The sequence below is a fragment of the Bacillus sp. SDLI1 genome, from assembly GCF_001553895.1.
GTDB classification, from domain to species: domain Bacteria; phylum Bacillota; class Bacilli; order Bacillales; family Bacillaceae; genus Bacillus; species Bacillus siamensis.
In genome coordinates this window covers 3808778-3828657 of the sequence record NZ_CP013950.1, presented here as the reverse complement: position 1 = coordinate 3828657, position 19880 = coordinate 3808778, and the positions used below count along the sequence as shown (strand labels likewise).

Below are 19880 nucleotides of genomic sequence, written 5' to 3'. Positions count from 1 at the left end.
GGTTTCCTCCATTACGCTAATCCCTGTAAAAACCGATCGTTCTTTTTACAGCGGCTTCTATGCTTATTTCGTTTTTCTCCAATTCATCAAGCAGGCGCTCATAAGTCTCAAGCGGGGACGTATCAGTCTCGTAAGTCTCCCGGTGCCTTATATGCTGCGCACTGTGCGGTATCCAGCAATGTGTTTTCGCAAAAGGATAGACGGGCAGGCTGACTTTTTTTGGCCTTTCGTCCGGATATAATTTATTCCAGTCGACATGTAAACCTTGCACCCATAATTTTGCAAGCATTGCATACTTTCCTGCTTCAATCCATTGATCTACGGTCCCGCTCATTTCTGCGTTGTCCGTCATCTCTGTAAACAGCTGTTTCATCGCTTTGTTCCGGCCTGTAAAGAAATTCTGCCCCGTTTCCTTGCCGCTGAGGAAATCATTCAGCGCGTTCGTAAGCTCTTCTTTTGTTTCAGCAATGACGGCAAGGCGCTCTTCCATTTCATCCCGGCCAAGCTGAAGCGTATAAGCGATACCCGCAAGAGCTCCGTCAGCTGAATGTGACTTTTCCAAATATCTGCGCAGCTGTTCCGCACGTTCCTTCAGCTGTTCCGCCGTCTTTGCCGAGAGAATGAATAAGGACGGCTGAAGTTCACCGGCCGTCCATTGTTTCTCTTCAACAGGAGAAACATATTCTTCGAGCACGACATGAGCGTTGACACCGCCAAATCCGAACGAGCTGACACCCGCTCTCCGCGGCAGTTCATTTCCGCTCTCATCAGTCGCCGCTTTCCACGGCTGAGTGTCGCGGACGAAATAAAACGGGCTGCCGTCGAGGCTGATATACGGATTAACGGTTTCACAATGCAGACTTTTAACGAGCGTTTTGTGCTGCATCTGCAAAATAATTTTTAAAAGACCGGCCATGCCGGCGGCAAGCTCTGTGTGGCCGATATTCGTTTTGACGGAACCGAGGCCGCAATGAGGCTGATCGGGTGCCGTTACTCCGGCTTTCTGATAAAGCGCTGCAAAAGCCGCTTTGAGTCCGTTGATTTCTATCGGATCTCCGAGCGCCGTTCCCGTGCCGTGGGCTTCAATATAACTCACTGTACGGGGGTCGATGTTCGCTTGCTGATAAGCTTTTATCATGACTTCTGTCTGTGCTTTCGGATTCGGCGATGTAAGAGAAGCCGCCCTTCCGCCATGATTTTCCGCCGTTCCGCGAATAACGGCATAAATACGGTCGCCGTCACGTTCCGCATCGGATAATGTTTTCAAAACAATCATGCCGGCACCTTCAGCTCTGACATACCCGTCCGCTTGATCGGAAAATGTTTTGCAGCGCCCGTCTTCACTGAGCATTCCCGCTTTATTAAAGCTGATATGCATATCCGGCGACACAATAGCATTGACGCCTCCTGCAATCGCGATGCTGCAGTCTCCGGCCTGAATTGCCCTGACCGCACGGTGAACAGCGACCAATGAGCTTGAACAGGCGGTTTCAATCGGTTCGCTCGGCCCATGTATATTCAGAAAATAGCTCATGCGGTTCGGACCGATTGACGGAACCGTTCCGGCGGCGGAAGAACCCTCAATCTCTATATGGAACTTTGAAGCTTCCTGAGCGTAACCGCTGTTTGTCGTGCCTGCAAAAATGCCTGTATTTGTACCTGACAGGCTTTTGGCAGAGCAGCCGGCATCTTCAATCGCTTTCCATACATGCATCATTAAAAGTCTTTGCTGAGGATCCATCATTTCGGCTTCATGCGGAGAAATACCGAAAAATAAAGGATCAAATTGAGCGGTTTCATCAATGAAGCCGCCCCACTTTACATTGCTCGCATTTTTATCTTTCTGCGGATCTCCGTAATACTGTCTCCAGTCCCAGCGCTCCGGCGGTATTTCAGAAATGCAGTCCTTTTCTCCGGCTAAATTCTCCCAAAACATTTCCGGATTTTCAGCCATTGGAAATGCACAGCTGATTCCGATTATCGCCACGGGCTCTTCAGGTGCAGCTGCGGTTTTTGTTTTAGGAAGGCGGGACGGAATCGAGAATGGCTCCGTCTTCATTTTTTTACGCACAACCGGTTTCTCCGTTTCTGTTTCTGCCTGTGAGCCGAATGTATCCGGATGTTCCGCCAGCAAGAATTGGGCAAAACGAAAGACTGTCGGGTATTCAAAAAACACGGCCGGTGTCAGTTCAAGCCCATACATTTTATTTAGTTCATTTGCAAACTGCGTGAATGAAACCGAATCAAAGCCATAATCTCTCATCTCTGATTCAGCATCTATTTCTTCTTCTTTCACCTTCAGAATGCCTGATATCATATGTTTGAGTTCTGCTTGTACTTTATTTGGCAGATGGACGTGCGTCTTCCTTGACACATGAATGCTGCGGGACGGTTCCGGCGCTTCAGGCATCAGGTTTTTTCGAATCCGTTTTTCGTCGCCCTCTGCCACCATGACCTGGTGTTCTCCGGAGGCAAAAGCGGAATAAAGCGCTTGGATGCCTGAGGCCGATCGCATGGCTTTCATTCCGGTCTGTTCATACATCAGCCGTTCGGTCTCTTTGTCCACGCGCATACCGCCTTCTTCCCAAAGCGGCCAGTTGACGGACAGGGTCTGCCCGCTCCGCTTGTTGTCTCGCACGAGACGGTTTCGGCGGGCTGCATAAACATCCATAAATGCGTTGGCTGCCGCATAACCGGCCTGCCCCGGATTTCCCATGCCTCCCGCCAAGGAAGAAAACAGAATGAAAAAGTCCAGCCGCACATCTTTCGCTGCTTCATCAAGATTGATAAGCCCTTTCACTTTCGGCGCCATGACGGTCTTCCGTTCGTTTTCTGTCTGGTTCAGAATGTAGTTGTCAGCGATCACGCCGGCGCTGTGAATGATCCCGTCGAGTGTTCCGTGCTCCTCCTGTATGCCGCGGACGAGGGCGATGACCGCCGCCCTGTCTGTCACGTCAACCGGTTGATACAATACGCGGGCACCCGACGCTTCCAAGCGCTGTAAGCGGGCGGAGCGGTCTTCATCAAGCGCTTCCGCCCTTCCCGTTAATACGAGGACGGCGTTTTTGACGCGGGAGGCTATTTCTTCAGCGAAAATCAGTCCGATGCCGCCCGCTCCCCCGGTGAGGAGGTAAACCCCTTCGTCTTTCCACGGAACGGCGCAGCTTTGAGAGGCCGGCAGATGACGCCAGTTTCTGACGAGACGTTTGCCGTCTTCATAACGGATTTCCGCTTGTTCAGGATGCGCCCGGTTTTCTTTCAGTTTGGCAAGAAGCGATGATGCTGACTCGTCCGGATCGGCTTGGATGACTTGGCCGTACAGCTTCGGATGTTCAAGATGAGCCGTTTTCAGAAAAGCGGCCAGCCCCGCCAATACATTGTCTTCCCCCCTGTCGGGGACAAGAAGCTGGATCAGCGTTTTTTTCTTCTGTTTTTCTTTGATAAGACGCGTGACGATCGCTGACAGCTCCGCCGCGCAGGCGTCATAACGGTCTTCAATCGGACCTTCGCCGTCAGCCGCACATACGGCGCCGCTTATGTCCTCCGCATTCATTCCGCAATACAGCGTCACGTATCTGAAAGACTCTTCTTGTCCGCCTTCACCCGGCGGTTTTTCCTGCCACTTTGGCTGAAGCAAGAGCGGTTTTTCCTCCGTTTCCTCTTCCAGAAAACGGGCGGTGAGTCCCGTCAATCGGACACATACCGCGCCGTTTTCATCACACAGCTCAATATGATAGGCGCCGTCCGCTGAGGAAAGCACCGCCCACATCGTCTCCCGGCACGGAGAAAACACCTGCATATCCTGCAGGGCAAACGGCAGGAACGGCCGTCCGGACGCGGAACCGTCTGAGAGCACGAGACCGATAGAAGCCTGAAGGGCGGCGTCCAGCATGCTCGGATGCAGGATGAACGGCTCCTTTTCTTCGCGGGCGGACGGCGGAAGAGTGAGCTTCGCGAGCACTTCTCCGCTCCCGGCATAGACGGCGTCAAGCGCCTGATGAGACGGTCCGTAGGTGATGCCGAGGCTGTCGAATGCTTCATAGCACTCAGCCTTTGACATGCGCCGGCCACAGCAGCGCGCCTGAACCGCTTCCACATCGAGTACCGGAGCACGCTCCGTCTCTTCGAGCACAGCCTTTCCCTGGAAAAAGACAAGCGGCTCTTCTCCTTCGGCATACGCTTCAAAAGCGATGTCTCCGTTTTCTTCCGGCTGAAGCTTTACATGAAGCGTCACTCCTTCAGAAAGCGCCGTCACCGGACGGAGCCAAACGATCTGTTTGAGCCGGACACCCGCTTTCCCGCCCGGCAAGTCTTCAGCGGCAAGCGTAACGGCGGCCCGGGCCATTTCTAAAGCAGCCGCGCCCGGAAGCACCGGTTTTCCATTGACGATATGATCGGCAAAAAACGGTTCACGCCCTGAAAAAACAGAAGTAAAGCGTTGGGCGGTAAAGGTCGATGTATTCGCATGGAGCAGCGGGTGAAGTCTGGCTGCTTTCTCACTTTCCGCAGAGCCTGTTTTATCAAGTGACACATCAGCTTTTGTGACCCAATATCGGTCTTTGGCAAAAGGGTAGGCCGGGAGACTGATGCGGCCCGGGTTACGCTGATAAAGAGCTGACCAATCGACGTCAAGTCCTTTAACCCAAAGGTCAAGCAGCTTTGCGTATTTCCCTTTTTTCAGCCAGGCATTTATGGTAAGCGCCATATCTTCATCAGAAGTGAGCGAAGCCGCCAATGAATGATGTTTGGCTGTCCTGCCCCGCCAGATATGAGCATGTTCGATATTATGATCGTTTGAGAAACTCATAAGCTTCATTTTCAGTTCTTCTATCGACTCGGCCGTAAATGCAAGCCGCTCAGCCATCGGTTCTCTTCCCGCCTGAAGCGTGTAAGCGATCTTGGTCAAATCCCCGTCAGAACGTTTTTTTCTTATGACATCATCCAGAAGCTGGCGGGCGCGCTCTGTCAATTGCTGCTCATTTCGCGCTGATAAAATAATAACAGCCGGTTTTTGCGGAGAAACAGACGCGTTTTCCATTGGTTTCAGGCTGTCAGACGGCACATATTCCTGAATGATGACATGTGCGTTTGAACCTCCTGCTCCAAACGAGGAAATACCGGCAATTCGCGGATATTCCTTCATTTCACCCGTGATATTCAAGACAGGGCGTTTCCATTCCGTTTCTTTTTGCTGTACGAAAAACGGAGTGTGCTCAAACTCAATATTCGGATTCAATTCCGCCGCATGCAATGAAGGGGCAATCCTCTTATGTTTCAATTGCAAAAGCAGTTTGGTGATCCCCGCAATCCCGGCAGCGCTTTCTAAATGTCCGATATTTGATTTAATTGAACCGATGGAACAAAACTGACTGTCTTCTGTTGTCAGGCGAAAAGCTTTCGTTAACCCGTCGATTTCAATCGGATCACCGAGCGCAGTGCCCGTTCCGTGGGCTTCCAAGTAACTGACCGTTCTCGGGTGAATGTCTGTCCGTTTTAACGTCTCTGCGATCAGATCAAACTGCGCTTTCGGATTCGGCACCATATAAGCGTTTGTCCTGCCTGCTGCGTTCAGCATGCTTCCTTTGATAACACCGTAAATATGATCGCCGTCTTTCTCCGCTTGAGCAAGCGGCTTTAACACAATCGCCCCTACTCCTTCACCGTCAACAAAACCGTCCGCACTGTCTCCGAAAGATTTGCATTTATCACCGGGAGACAGCATTGAAAAAGCGGACAGCCGCTCATAGTGGGCCGGATCAACGATAAGATTGACTCCGCCGGCAATCGCTGTTTCACTCATTCCGCTCCGCAGGCTTTCTGCGGCGAGATGGACAGCTGTTAAAGAAGAAGAGCATGCTGTATCCACAGCCATACTCGGCCCTTGAAAATTGAACAAAAACGATACTCTGTTTGCGATAGACCAGTCGCTGGGAACTGTCGGGTAATTGCTGTTCATCACACCGACAAAGACTCCGATTTTCCGGCTGTCACAAAGCGTGGCCGGGGTGTACCCCGCATCTTCAATGCTTGAATAAGCAGTCTGCAGAAACAACCTTTCCTGCGGATCCATCCTTTCAGCTTCCGCGGGAGATATACGGAAAAACAGCGGATCAAATTTATCAATGTCATCGAGAAAACCGCCCCATTTTGAATAAATGGACCCCCATTTTCCGCGTTCCTCGTTATAAAACGTTTTCCAGTCCCAGCGATCTTTCGGCACTTCAGTAATAGAATGCCTGCCGGCTTTTACATTTTCCCACAGCTCATCAACGTGATCGGCGCCCGGATACCGGCCTGACAGACCGATGACAGCGATATCCTGGATATAGGGATCTCCGTTTGTCCTGCTGCCTTCCTCGTTTTGAGGAATCTTGTTTTGTTTTACATTCAGGTTATCTGTGTGATCAGACAGCTGCTCCTCACGCACACCCATCGCTTTCATAAATGCTCCCCGCTGAGAAAGAAGCAGGTAATCCGCGATTTCTTCTATCGTCTGATATTCAAAAAAGAGGGTGCTGGTCATTTGGTCAAACACGTTACGAAAGGCATTTGTGAGCGTGACGACCAGAATAGAATCCAAACCGTATGCGGTTAAGGAAACCGACGGATCCATTCTCCCGCTCGGAATCTTCAGCGTTTTTCCTATTAATTCCGTCAGATATGTGATGCCCCGTTCTCTTACGTTTGGAATCGGCGCGGCGCTTTCCGCGGGAACCTCCACCCGTCCGGCGTTATCGGAATGAGCCCGTCCATTCCCTAATTGCCGCTCGAGCGCTTCTTTACGGGAAGACAGAAAGTAATCAGCAAGCTCATCAATGGTTTGATATTCAAAAAACAAAGTGCTGCTGACAGAACCGAAGACGTCTTTTAACGCATTGGTCAGTCTGACGACCAGTATGGAATCCAATCCGTATGCGGTTAACGGTTCATGGGATAAAAGACGATGCGCCGGCACTTTAAGCGCTTCACCGATTAACTTCTTCATCAGTTCAACGCTTTTTTCTCTCAAGCTGAAATGCAAGGTATCATCCGAAAGACCATCTGCGTCATACGGACGGCGCTCCGGTTTTTCTTCTGACGCCTGCGGGAGGGCAAGCCTGACCATTCCGTCACTTTCAGCCGCTATAATCTGCTGGCCTAAGTCGTGTGCGGCTTCGGCCGGAAACAGAGGATGGACGAATCCTTCAAGCGAAAGCGCTTCCGTCCAGCCGGCCGGCTCAACCCCCGGACAGCCCGGAATCCGTAAATCATGATCTTCATACAGCCACCAGCCTTCAAGAAGGCCGAACGTCACATGGTTGAATATGGTACGGCTGTTGATCTCATTTATAAACAGCTGGCCGTTTTTCTGCAGCATTGCTTTCGCATGGCGCAGCGTAGAGCGTATATTTTTTGTCGCATGAAGCACATTGGTCGCGATCACTGCGTCATACGTGCCGATGTCCGGCGCTTCTGTTGATACCGGCTGCTCAGCGTTGAATATTTTATAAGTGACATAAGGATATTCCGGACCGAATATGTCTTCTGCATGTAAAAGAAATGCTTTAGAAATATCCGTGAAACAATATTCGGCAATATGCGCTTCATACGGTTTCAATTTTCTCATGACCGCGGCGCTCGTCCCGCCCGTTCCGGCCCCGATTTCTAAAATGCGGATTTTCGCCTGCGGGTCTTTTTCCAGACGTTCCCGCAAAACTGCAATCAATGTGTCAGCAAGCTTGTCATTGAAAAAATCAGAAATGATATTATCGCGGTAAATGCCTTCCACAAGACGGAAGGAGGAGTCAGGGAACATCACTTCCGTTGCCGGAAGCTTACCGGTTAAAATGTCTGGAAGCACACGCAATGTCTCTTCTGCCAATCTGACATGCGCCCTCATGTCTTTCTGGCGCAGCCAAGTCTCTTTTTTCCGCTCCCATTCCTCCCACATTTTCCCTAGATCCGTTTTTTCCGGAGCAATCGCTAATTCAGTCAGGAAGACAAAGCTCTCTTTCAGCCATCTGCTGTATTGTTCCGTTATGCCGGCAGCTGATTGAAATAACGGCAAAGTCTCATCAAGCCTTGCGCCCATCTCATAAAGGGTTGATACAAGCATTTTTTCAATGAGGGACTCCATCTCTCTCATGCAGCTCATTACACTTGATGCTTTTAACCGCTCAGCTTCGTTATTCTGCATGATGTTAACCGCTAATTGTCCGAGTGCGGGAGGAATCTTTTCCGGATAAACCGTTACTTGTTCTTTCAGATCGTCTTTCATAAAAACCGGATCTGTCGTTTTGATCAGCGCCAGCTGGTCATGAGGTCCGGAAAGCAGGGTTTCAAGCGTTTTCATCGCTTCGGGCGCCTCAATAGAAGCGATTCCGTCCCGCTCCATCCGTTTCCGGTATTGTTCTGAAGCGACAATGCCGACACTTCCCCAAAAGCCCCAATTGACAACTTTTACGGCATACGGCGCTTTCTGTGAGATCCGCTTAGCAAAAGCGTCTTTAAACGTGCACCCGGCGGCATAATTGCTCTGTCCCGGCGCTTTTTGAAACGACATCATCGAAGAGAAAAACAGCAAGAAATCCAGGGGTTCCCCTTCAGCTACCCGGGCAATCTGCAAGCTGACATCAGTTTTTGCAGAAAGTGAAGCGCGGAACTGATCCTCTTCCATATTGGCAAAGCTTCTGTCTGATAACACGATGGCGGAATGAATGATTCCGAGGACCTGTCCATTTTCCTTCACAATGGTGTCATACGCCCGCTTGAGAGAATCATAATCCGCAGCATCCGCGCTGAAATATTGCGGTGCGGGACCTATTGCCGCAAGTCTTTTCAGCTTTCTTTCAATCTGTGTATCTTTTTTCCGTCTCCCGATCCAGACAATTTTCGCCTGATAGGTCTGAATCATATATTCAGTCCATACTTCTCCTATTCCGCCTGCTCCGCCGATAATCACATAAACCCCGCCGTGCCGGTATAACGAAGGCTCATCTGCATGATGCTGGCAGACGGCCAATTGCTGGCGGTGCCACTGACCTGCACGAAAGACCCACGGATTTCCCTCGGGGTCCGCCGGTAAAGAAAAGACATCAGGAAGATGCCGGTCTCCCCTTTGAGATTCCAAATCAAGAGGCCGGATGCTCCAATTGGTGTATTCTTTTGCGAGCGATCCCGCTAATCCGTGTATGCTTGCATGACTCGGATTGACCTCATCATGTTCATGAATCGGCTGTGCTTGAAACGTGCAGATTGTCAATGATAGTTGTTCCGTGTCAAAATTCAGAAGCAGAAGCGCTTTTACCAGCCGGAAAAGCTGCATGACCCCGTGCTCCTGTCCGCCGGCCGTATCCGCATCATAAACGGATGGAATGGGATGATCCGGTGCCGCCCATATCATGTGTTGAAAAGAGCCTTGCGCTTTCAGTGTTTCAGCCATTTGTTCCGCGCTGTCCAAAGAAGTGATGTCCGGAAAACGGACATCGGAATACATCTCTTTCAAAGCCTGCTGAAAATCAGGCCCGGCCCCGATGACGATTATTTTTTCTTCACGCATGAAAGACATGCCGGTTTCCGGAATGGTGACGGTGTTCCAAACCGGTGTCATAAGCAATTCCGTTTCACGGCTTTTCTTCGGCGTGACGCCGGCTTTTTGGTTAAACCCGGCGCTTTCCTGCACCTCTTTTATGATAAAATCTTTCACTGCCGCCAACAGCACGCCGCGCTCATCACAAATATGCAGATCAAATTGGTGAACGGAGGCCGCTTTTACTTCCGCATGCACAAATACGGTTTTCGCTAACGGTTCAAGCAGCTGTATTTCTCCGAAGGAAAACGGTACGATAAGCGCAGGCTCTTTTTGAAATTGCAGCACATGCGCCATTGCAGTTTGAACAGCGCCATCCATTAAGGACGGGTGTAGGATGTACTGTTTAAAATCGGCTTCCAAGTGTGACGGGAGCGTTAATTTGGCCAGTGCTTTCCTTTCTGTATAAGAGAATTCGCGGATGACCTGAAAACTGTCCTTTTGCACGATTCCCGCCTCAGAGAACGAGTGATAGATGTCTTTCGGCTCCGTTCTCTCCGTAAATGGCGCCGGGAGCTGAAAGACCGGGGCCTCAAAAGGCGCTCCTTTTTCTTTACAAATCACTTCTCCTTGCGAAAAGAGGATGCCGGCCGCTCCTTTTTCTTTAATGACATAGCTTATACGCTCTTTTTCTGCTTCAAACTCTACCATGACGGATGTTGGGTCTGTCCCTGTCACAATCGGCTCCATGTACCACACACTTTGAAGAGAGACGACCGGGCGTTCTCCCCACAATCCCGCGCCGTATACCGCCATTTCCAGATGACAGACTCCGGGAAGCACATATTTTTCGTTCACTAAATGATCTTTAAAGAAATATTCATCCTTGGAAAATATCTTTTGAAACGTCCCTTTCCGGGCGGATGAAACATTCTCATCAAGCAGAGGATGCAGCGCTTCACGCCTTTTGGTCTTTTGGGGCTTTTTTGTATACCGCTTTTTTTGATCGGTCAGCCAGGACGTTTCCTTTAAAAACGGATACGTAGGAAGCGGAACTTTCTGATACGGCGTTTCCGGCTTTTTGCAATCTTGAAAGCCTTTCACCCACAGCGCGGCAAATTTCTCAGGATCTGAAACGGATTGGCCTGAAACGTCCGGCCGCCCAGATGACGCTTTTCCGAAGTAAATATACCTTCCGTCTTTGTGACCGCTTACAAATCTGTTCAATCGCTGTTTCAGCTCAGAAAGGGATGATGCAATGACAGCAAGCCGGAAGGAGAAAGGCTCTCTGCCTGACAATAGGGTGGCAGCGATATTTTCCAGGCTGTATCCCCCGGCAGAAGGCGGGTTTTCCAATCGGGCAAGAAAAGAGCATAATTTCCCGGCATATTCTTTCAGCTGTTGTTCGGAATGTGCGCTTAGTACGACCGCATGCGGTTTTTGCTCAGTATTCCCGTCCGCTTGCCGTTTTGGCTGATAAGCACCTACGATCAGATGAGCATTAGAGCCTCCTGCGCCGAATGAACTGATTGCGGCGATTCTCGGTTTATCTCCTTCAGCCGGCCACGGCCGGTTGTTTCGGACGACATAAAATGGCGAATCAGAAAAAGAAATCTTGCGGTTCAGTTCCTCGGAGTGCAGACTGGCGGGAAGCGTTTCATGTTTCATGCTTAAAAGCACCTTGATTAAACCGGCGATCCCTGCAGCCGCTTCCAAATGTCCGATATTGGATTTCACCGAGCCGATTCCGCAGTAATTTTTCTCATCGGTCTGTTTATCAAATGCCATAGACAGACCGCGTATCTCAATCGGATCGCCGAGTGCTGTGCCGGTTCCGTGAGCTTCAATGTAGCTGATATCCGCCGGACTTACCGCGGCTCTGTTTATAGCGGATAAAATCAGGTCCCGGTGCGCTTCCGGATTCGGCACCGTATACCCGGTCGTTTTACCGCCGTGATTAGTGGCGGACCCCTTAATGACACCGTAGATGTGGTCGTTGTCCGCAATCGCTTTTTTCAATGGTTTTAATAAAACGGCTCCCGCGCCTTCGCCGGGCACGTAACCGTCCCCGCCTTCACCGAAACTGCGGCATTTTCCTTCAGAAGACAGGAAATGCGATTGGCTTAAAAACATGTATTTTTGCGGATGTAAGCTGAGGTTGACGCCTCCGGCAAGCGCCATTTCACAGTCGCCCGACATAATGGCCTGACAAGCCTGATGGACGGCGACAAGCGATGAAGAACACGCCGTATCAACAGCGATGCTCGGCCCATGGAGATCAAGGAAATAAGAAACCCGGTTCGGAATGCCCCAATATAAGGAGCCGGGGCCTTTATACTGACCTTTGAGGAAACCTTCTTCGTGTGCAATTAATGAATATTCATTCCAAGTCACTCCGGCGAATACACCGATTTGATCCGTCGGCCTCGCCGCCGGGTTCCCGTAACCGGCATCCTCCATTGCTTCCCAGCAGCACGTGACATACAATTTTTGCTGAGGGTCCATTAAATCAGCTTCCCACGGGGAAACAGAAAAAAACAGCGGGTCAAATTGATCCGGATGATCAATAAAACCTCCCCATTTACTGTATGACGCGTATTCTTCTGTTTTCTCTTCCGAGTAATAAGAGCTGTCCCATCTGTCCTCAGGGATTTCGGAGACACAATCTTTATTTTCCATTAAATTGTTCCAAAAATCATGCTGGTTTTCCGCTTTCGGAAACATCCCGCTCATTCCGATAACCGCAATATCAGAGCTCCTGTCCGTTCCCGGTTCAGGCACCTTTTCAGCCGCCTGTACAGGAAGCAATTCTTCTTCCTGCCGGCTTCCCGTATCAGGCTCCGTTTCTTTGAATTCAAGAACGCTTTCGGGGTTTCGTTTCTGCGCACTTAAAAACTCACTCAATTTCTCAATGTTCGGATATTCAAACAGCAGCGTTTCAGAAAGGCCGGTAAATTCTTTATGCAATATGGTCATGATTTCTTCACTGATGAGAGACGTCACGCCAAGAGTAAAAAAAGCGGTTTTATCTTCTGCTTCGGTCACCTCGGCACCCAGCTTTTGCGCTATTACCGTTCTTAAAAATTCGTTAATACATTTCATGAGGATACCATCCCTTGTACAAAAGAATTTTTCTGTGCTTTAACAAGTTAATCCGCCGTCTATTGCCATTGTCTGTCCGGTCATAAAGGACGATTCAGGAGAAAGCAGGAAACGAACGAGTCCGGTCATATCGTCTGTTTCGCCTAAACGCCCCATCGGCGTCCTTCTGATAATCTGCGATTTTTGTTTTTCCGGCATATTTTTCGTCATATCGGTGTCCACAAAACCGGGCGCAAGTGAATTGACACGGATTCCTTTGGACCCGAGCTCTCTGGCCAGGCTTCTCGTCAAGCCGTCAAGAGCCGCTTTGGATGCGCTGTAGACAGAAGTGCCTTTAAATCCTCTTGAGCCGATAATGGAGCTTATGTTAACGATTGATCCGGAATTTTGTTTCAGCATGACCCGGGAAACATTTCGGGTCAGCTTGATGACTGAACCGATATTCAGATTAAGGATGCGGTCAATGTCTTCATCATTGGTCAGGGGCAGCAGCTGATCAAGGTTCAAACCGGCGTTATTGACCAAGCCGTCTATTCTGGAAAACTTGCGGTATACTTGAAGAACAAACTGTTTCATGGCGGCATCATCCGCCGCATCCGCCGCTTCCCAATAAAAGCGGCCGCGGTACTTTTCACTCTCTCTCAATGTGTTAATAAAATCAGATTCACTGCGGCTGAAAGCGGCTACTTTGTAATCCTCATCCAAAAGCGCCTGTACAATCGATTTTCCGAGTCCCCGGCTTCCTCCGCTGACTACCGCTACTTTTCCGTTATTCATATGTACCTCCTGTTTTACACGTTTCTTATTTTTTTAAATCGGTCATTAGACAGTTTCCGATCTGTAACAGAAATGATCTGCGGTATCTGATATGGCTGCAGCTTCTGTCTGCAATGAGCTACGGCCCGCTTTCTGAAAGATTTGATATCTTCCTCTTTTTCAAGTACGGCCTCTGCCGCGACAATCTCGCCCGTAATCGGATTTTTTCTGCCCGTTATGAGAACGTCCCGGACATTCGGTATCTCCAGAAAAACGCTTTCCACCTCTGCCGGAAAAACTTTCTCTCCGCCCACATTAATGATTTCACTCTTTCTTCCGAGAATTCTTATATATTCGCCGTCTGTTTCCACCTGGTCACCGGTGTCGTACCAGCCGTCTTCATCGAAAGGTGACGGTGCATTTAAATAGCCGAGCATCGCCGACTCAGAACGGACCCAAAGCGTGCCTCCGGTAATTTTGGTCTCTGTTCCGGCACCGCCTACTTTCATCCAAGTGGATCGGCTGTCTTTTGATTTCGTTGAGAATATACCCAGTTCAGTTAATCCGTATGTTTGTTTCAGCCGTACACCCGGAAACAGCCGATGAATGCCGCGCAGCGTTGATAGGGGCATCGGTTCTGTGCCGTAAGTGATCAGCTGGAGTGAAGAGAGGTTATAGCCGGCATCCGCATTGGACATCAGCAGCATGTTTAAAAAGGTCGGGGTGGCGGGGAGTACTTGGACAGCATGTTTGTCGACCGCCTGATAAACGGACTCCGGCGTTCTGCTGTCTGATGTGACGATCGTTCCCCCGTTAAACAGAATCGCAAACAGCGTATTAATGCCGCCTATATGATCCAATTTCAGAAAAATGAGCGTACGCAGCGGTTTTCTCTTCGCCGTTTTGTATTTTTCAAGCAGCCGGCCGGCGCTTAACACGGATGCTTTGCTTTTGCCGGAGGTTCCCGATGTGAAAATAATAACGCCTGACTCCCCTCTCTCTCGCAGGTCATCAAGCAGAGGGTGAGAGGCGCTTTTAGAACCTTCACGAAGCGTCCAGCTGTCATTTTCATTTATTTCAATGATTTGATTCACTTTCGCGTCTTCAAACATATCGAGATGCTTTTCCCTTGATTCATTGCTGAGAGGGACAACGATATTTCGGTTAAACAGAAGCGCCAGCAGCAAAAAAATGGCGTTCGGGGAATAATCCCCGATAAGCGCCACACATTCTCCTTCACGTATTCCGTTTTGTTCAAGTTCTTTCTGAAAAAAGCTAATTCGTGTCAGCAAATCATCATACGTAAAAGTCTGCCCTTTAAAAATGAGAAACTCACTGTCTTGCGTTTCCCTAAGCTTATCAGTCACCCAGCTGATATCTCTCCCGCTTTCTGTTTTCATGATTGAGCACTGTCCATATATTTTTGATAAATATCACAAATGCTGCCGACGGTTGTAATGCTGGAAATTGTTTCTCCTTGTGAAAAAGGATCTACTCCGGTTTCCATCTCCATCTGTGCGACTAATTGAGCGATATCCAGTGATGAGAAGCCCAGATCCTCTATGACTCTCACATTATCTCCCGCTTCAACGGCCCGATATGACTGCTGTTCTTGAATATCCTGGATGATTTGAGCGATGATCTGCTTCATTTCCTTGGTTTGTTCCATTTGCTTTCAGCTCCATTCTTCATTTTATAAACTTCTGATGACCCGTTTATAATCCGGAATATGATCTTGTGAAGAGGTCGGCACCGCCAGCAGCTTATCCACCTTGGAAATGGCCAGCAATGTATGATTTCTTTTCATATAGACTTCAATCTGATAGCTGATTTTCGCCACTGAGATCATACCGAGGGACTCACCGTGAAAGTCGGGATCGCATTCTTCAATGTGTCCCGTCATATAAATATCAAGCTCTTCATCTGCAAAACAATTTCCGTAATAATACGTCTCTCTTTCAAGCAAAAATAAATGCCGCGCGATTGAAACCGGAAAACCCGGCTTCGACCGGCGCGTCATCCATTCAAATTCCGCCGCATCCATTATCTTGCTGAATTTCGCAAACACCATGGCATGCCCCGGCGCAGCATCCTGATCAACAGGAACCCGATATGAAACGGGGTCTGCTGTTTTGAGGTTGCCCGGCTTCATACCGAAAGCGTCCGTTCTGATTTTCTTTGACCGCATCAGCGCGTAAGGCGGCTTGGCTAACTTAGAAAGTTCCGCAATGCATTCAGCCTTAGGCGCTGAGACTTTGCGGGTCGAACCTTCTGTTTGTGTGACGTCGACGACAATTAAACTATTGGCTTTCATAGAAGGAAACCGCCCGGGGTCCCACTCGCTTTTATCAGAGCTGACCGCTCCTTTCGGCCCGAACAAATAATCAGATTCTAATATGGTTTCTCCAAACCGGGAGATATCGACCCCGACGGAAACCTCGTCCCATAATCGGTACTGATCAAGAGGCTTATCTGAAGGAACTTTGAGATGTGTCATAAAATAAGCCGGATACAAAATCAGCCCTTGGTGATCGGCCATCTGATCAGGCCGGAATCCCGTTCCGTCCGTTAAATGGTGACTGTGTGCGTTGCCGAATAACAGCAGCAGCGCGTACTCATTCAAATTCCCTAACCCGACATGGCTCATCGTTAATTCATGATTTTCAATCAGCATGGTCTGTCCTCCGCAGAAAAAATGTAATGTCCGGTCATACTCAGCCTGTAATCGATACCAGCCTTTGCGCAAGAAGGCCGGCTGTTTCTTCCATGAGCTGTTTGCCGATCAAATCGACATGCCTGTTTCTCCAATTTTCAAGCGGGGTTCCTTTCACCCATTGATTAAATGCGCCGAGTGCAGGGCCGCAATGAATTTGGTAATCTATTTTACTTTCGCTTTTTCCTTCCAGAGCGAGCCTCGTCGTATGGGAAAAATACCATTTAAATACCATCGCCATTTTGTGTTTCGGATTCTGTTCAGCTTTGGCGATCTGTTCAGGAGATTTATCATGTTTCAACTGCTCATACACTTCTTCAAAACTGCGCTGGAAATACTTATCTTCAATTAATGTTTTCGTTTTTTCATCTATTTCATCTAAAGAATTGTATTGTCTGTACAAGTCAAAGAGTTTATTGGCTCTGGCCGGGAAAAACAGGCCTTTTTTCAGCACCTGCACCCTTGCTCCCGCTTCAAACATATCTCCCGCGGGAGCGTATGACGTATCCTGCACGTTCGCTTCCTGAAGCAGATCTTTCACTGAATCACTTGTCCCGGCTTCGACCGTGCATTGATTAATAGAACCGGTTCCGATAAATTCGGCGCCGAGCAGAAACGCGGCAGCAGCCGCTTCCGGAGTGCCGATTCCGCCGGCTGCGCCGATTCTTACTTTTTTCGCATACCCGTGCTTCTCCATCATGCGGTCTCTGAGTCTGATCATGGCAGGCATTAATGTATACGGAATCCCTTGGTCGGTATGCCCTCCTGAATCCGCTTCAACGCAAATGTCATCAGCCATCGGAATTTCTTTTGCAAGCGCCGCTTCCCCGGCTGTCAGCCGATTGTCAGACACAAGTCTTTCCAGCATATGAGCCGGAGCCGGATTCAGAAAGGCCTCAGCGACTTCAGGCCGGGATACTTTCGCGATGATTCTGTTTTGAACTGACACCGATCCGTCATGATTCCTGCTTAATCCCTTTGCTCTGTATATAACGAGAGCGGGGGTTATGCCCATAAATGCCGATGCTTCAATAAGATGAATGCCGTTTTTCAAATATAAATCTATCATTCTGACTTCCTTGTCAGGTGACATCATATGATGAAGAAGGTTCATTCCGAATGTTTCCCCTTGCCGCAGTGCAGATCTGATGGTTCCGATGGCCTGTCCGATCCGTTCGATACTCAATCCGCCCGTTCCGTAAAAGCCCAGCATTCCCGCTTTTGCCGCTTTAATGACCATCTGTTCCGAAGCAATTCCCCTGTACATGGAGCCCGTCATGTAAGCATATTGGATGTTATAATCTTTTTTAAAATCTTCGTTCCCTAATCTCATTCCCGCCGTTTTTTGTGAATCAGCTGCCGATGCTTTAACATCAGCAGTATCAGACTCTTCTTTCGGCATAGGTAATGGGACGGCATCTTTTTTAATCTGCCGCGTCAGTTTTGTCAGCACTTCCCCGGGCCCGACTTCTGCAATTTCATTATTTTCAATTCCCATCAGACGGCGTATCGTGTCCGTCCACTTTACCTGATTGGTCATTTGCAAAGTCAGATTTGTTTTGATTTCGTCATTCTTATAAGGTGCGGCATGAAGATTTGAGATCACCGGAAAACGAAGAGGCAAAAACGCCGTTTCTTCTAAATAATCTGCAAACTCTTTTTCAGCATCTTTCATATAGCGGGAATGGAAGGCGCCGCTCACATTTAAAGGAAGGTACATTCTCACGCCGGCTTTTTCAAAGACGGGGCCCGCTTTTTCAATGTCTTGTTTCGTTCCGGCGATCACAATTTGCGAAGGTGAATTGTGGTTAGCGATATCAATGCCGGTCAGATGATAATCGGATAGAACCTCTTTTACTTGTTCAGCCGTAAACCCCAAAACCGCCGCCATGCCTCCGGGAGCTGCCTTGCTCATGAGCTCCCCTCTTTTTTTTACAAGCTGCAAACCGGTCTCAAAATCAAAGCAGCCGGCCGCAAATAACGCATTATATTCTCCTAAACTGTGCCCTGCGGCGTAATCAGGCTCTCTGCCGGACTCTTTCATTTTCTTTAAATAACTGAGTGCACTCACCGTATATAACGCCGGCTGGGTAAATTGCGTTTTCCCCAGCTGGTGATTCGGATCCTCCAGACACAATTCTTCTATAGAGTAGCCTAATATGTCATCAGCCTGACGTGTCAGATCTTGAAATTCATCAAACAGTCCGGCTCCCATTCCTTTAAATTGAGAACCCTGCCCCGGGAAAACAAACGTAAGCATCTTATCCTCATCCTTTCCGCATCGCCAATTTTGTACATCACATGTGGTTCTCCATACAAAAACGTCTCTTATATTCATATATTGACTGGTGTAAACACCGGCATAAAAATAAAAACACAAACGCGTTTGCGATTCAGCACAGGTTTAAAAATCGCAAACGCATTGTGTTTTCCTTTTCTGACATAATTTATATTAAAACATATTACTTGTTTACTGAATGTTTCTCATGACAAGCTGCAGTGCCAATATGCCCGAAAACAGCCATGACGGCACACTTCTCCCTTATCATGTATATGTAGATATATACACTGCAATCATTTTTATAATCCCTATTTCCTCTTCAACGTGCCGAAACAGCGATTGAAATTTAATAGGTGCTTTACATCAATTTAATAAATTTAACAAATAGTTGCTATTTAAAGAGAATAATATCAATTTATAGATAATAATGTCAAGACCTTTTTTTCGTTATTTTCTGACATTTATTCCACAGTTTTATGTTCGGCGGATAAAATGTCAGACAATTCCCTGAACCCTTTTCATGTCAAAGAAAATTCATCGCTTCTCTGTCAATTGGGTCTATACTTATTTTTCATTTTCATATATTATGTAAAAAAAAGACGAATTAGAAAAATTTTTAATCACTTTAAATACTATCCATTAAATACTTTCTTTGTATAATAATTTCTTATTATTCTAAGGAGGATCCAGTCATGAAATGGTACGCACTTTTTGTAGAGTCGGGAAAAGAAGAAGCAGTGCAAAAATTTCTGCGTCTGCAGTTTGATGAGCAGGCTCTCTACTCAATCATACCCAAGAAAAAAGTCACAGAACGAAAAGCCGGAATCAAATACGAGGCACTCAAAAAAATGTTTCCGGGATATGTGCTGTTTAAAACAAAGATGACAGAGCGGACATTTCATAAAATCAAAGAACTCCCCATTTCATGCAGAATCGTGAATAACGGCGCATATTATTCCAAAGAGCGTAAAACCTATTTCACGACAATTAAGGATGAAGAAATCCTCCCTATTATCAGGCTGATCGGAGAAGGAGACACTGTAGATTATTCAAAAGTCTATATTGAAAATTCAAAAGTAACCGTTGCCTCAGGACCTCTTAAAGGAATGGAAGGCATTATTAAAAAGATCGATAAAAGAAAAAGACGCGCCAAAATCTGCCTGTCTTTTATGGGACTGGACAAAATGGTCAACGTCGGAATTGAAGTGCTCTCCAAACCCTAGCATTTCAAAAAAAAGCATCAACAGCATGTGCCGTTGATGCCCTTTTTATATAAACAGACGAAAGCCCGACATCAAAATAACCCCGCTCACCACCGTCACGGTCAGACTTTTTGTTTTCAAGGCAGTATTTTCATCCTGACAAACTGGTTCAAAGGAGGCCACGCAGTCATCGGTGCGTTTCTCATCTATATTTGCTATATGATCCCTGTTATGAAGATACGGCCCCGATGTGTATAAGAAAAATGCCCGTTCAGAACAATAAGAACGATGTGTTCAGCTGTGAGCAGTTTATATGAC

7 protein-coding genes are annotated in these 19880 nt (G+C 48.1%); 1 reads left to right on the top strand and 6 read right to left on the bottom strand.

Annotated elements, in window-relative coordinates:
* Window positions 1-16: 16 nt before the first annotated feature.
* The 6 genes from AUL54_RS18800 to fabD are packed head-to-tail and all read right to left on the bottom strand — an operon-like array spanning window position 17 to window position 18339.
* Window positions 17-12610, bottom strand: a complete 12594-nt coding sequence (locus AUL54_RS18800) for a type I polyketide synthase (protein ID WP_060964827.1) — start codon at window positions 12608-12610, stop codon at window positions 17-19.
* 39 nt (window positions 12611-12649) lie between these two features.
* Window positions 12650-13387, bottom strand: coding sequence for an SDR family oxidoreductase (locus tag AUL54_RS18795; RefSeq protein WP_060964826.1), 738 nt, complete (start codon window positions 13385-13387; stop codon window positions 12650-12652).
* A gap of 14 nt (window positions 13388-13401) precedes the next feature.
* On the bottom strand, window positions 13402-14766 hold the full coding sequence (locus tag AUL54_RS18790; RefSeq protein ID WP_060964825.1) for a long-chain fatty acid--CoA ligase: 1365 nt from the start codon (window positions 14764-14766) through the stop codon (window positions 13402-13404).
* Window positions 14763-15035 (bottom strand): acyl carrier protein, encoded by a 273-nt coding sequence (locus AUL54_RS18785; protein ID WP_060964824.1) that lies wholly within the window; start codon window positions 15033-15035, stop codon window positions 14763-14765. The genes AUL54_RS18790 and AUL54_RS18785 overlap by 4 nt, the downstream gene beginning before the upstream one ends.
* 24 nt (window positions 15036-15059) lie before the next feature.
* Window positions 15060-16040, bottom strand: coding sequence for an LnmK family bifunctional acyltransferase/decarboxylase (locus tag AUL54_RS18780; protein WP_060964823.1), 981 nt, complete (start codon window positions 16038-16040; stop codon window positions 15060-15062).
* Between the two features lie 40 nt (window positions 16041-16080).
* The gene (fabD, locus tag AUL54_RS18775) at window positions 16081-18339 is read right to left on the bottom strand and encodes an ACP S-malonyltransferase (RefSeq protein ID WP_060964822.1); all 2259 of its coding nucleotides are present in this window, start codon (window positions 18337-18339) and stop codon (window positions 16081-16083) included.
* Between the two features lie 713 nt (window positions 18340-19052).
* Here fabD and loaP point away from each other — a divergent pair.
* Window positions 19053-19583 (top strand): antiterminator LoaP, encoded by a 531-nt coding sequence (gene loaP, locus AUL54_RS18770; RefSeq protein ID WP_003153257.1) that lies wholly within the window; start codon window positions 19053-19055, stop codon window positions 19581-19583.
* The last annotated feature ends 297 nt before the right edge of the window (window positions 19584-19880 follow it).

Bases quoted from the DNA above. Each gene is read 5' to 3' on its own strand.
- AUL54_RS18800 (WP_060964827.1), bottom strand. From the start codon at position 12,610: ATGAAATGTATTAACGAATTTTTAAGAACGGTAATAGCGCAAAAGCTG.
- AUL54_RS18795 (WP_060964826.1), bottom strand. From the start codon at position 13,387: ATGAATAACGGAAAAGTAGCGGTAGTCAGCGGAGGAAGCCGGGGACTC.
- AUL54_RS18790 (WP_060964825.1), bottom strand. From the start codon at position 14,766: ATGAAAACAGAAAGCGGGAGAGATATCAGCTGGGTGACTGATAAGCTT.
- AUL54_RS18785 (WP_060964824.1), bottom strand. From the start codon at position 15,035: ATGGAACAAACCAAGGAAATGAAGCAGATCATCGCTCAAATCATCCAG.
- AUL54_RS18780 (WP_060964823.1), bottom strand. From the start codon at position 16,040: ATGCTGATTGAAAATCATGAATTAACGATGAGCCATGTCGGGTTAGGG.
- fabD (WP_060964822.1), bottom strand. From the start codon at position 18,339: ATGCTTACGTTTGTTTTCCCGGGGCAGGGTTCTCAATTTAAAGGAATG.
- loaP (WP_003153257.1), top strand. From the start codon at position 19,053: ATGAAATGGTACGCACTTTTTGTAGAGTCGGGAAAAGAAGAAGCAGTG.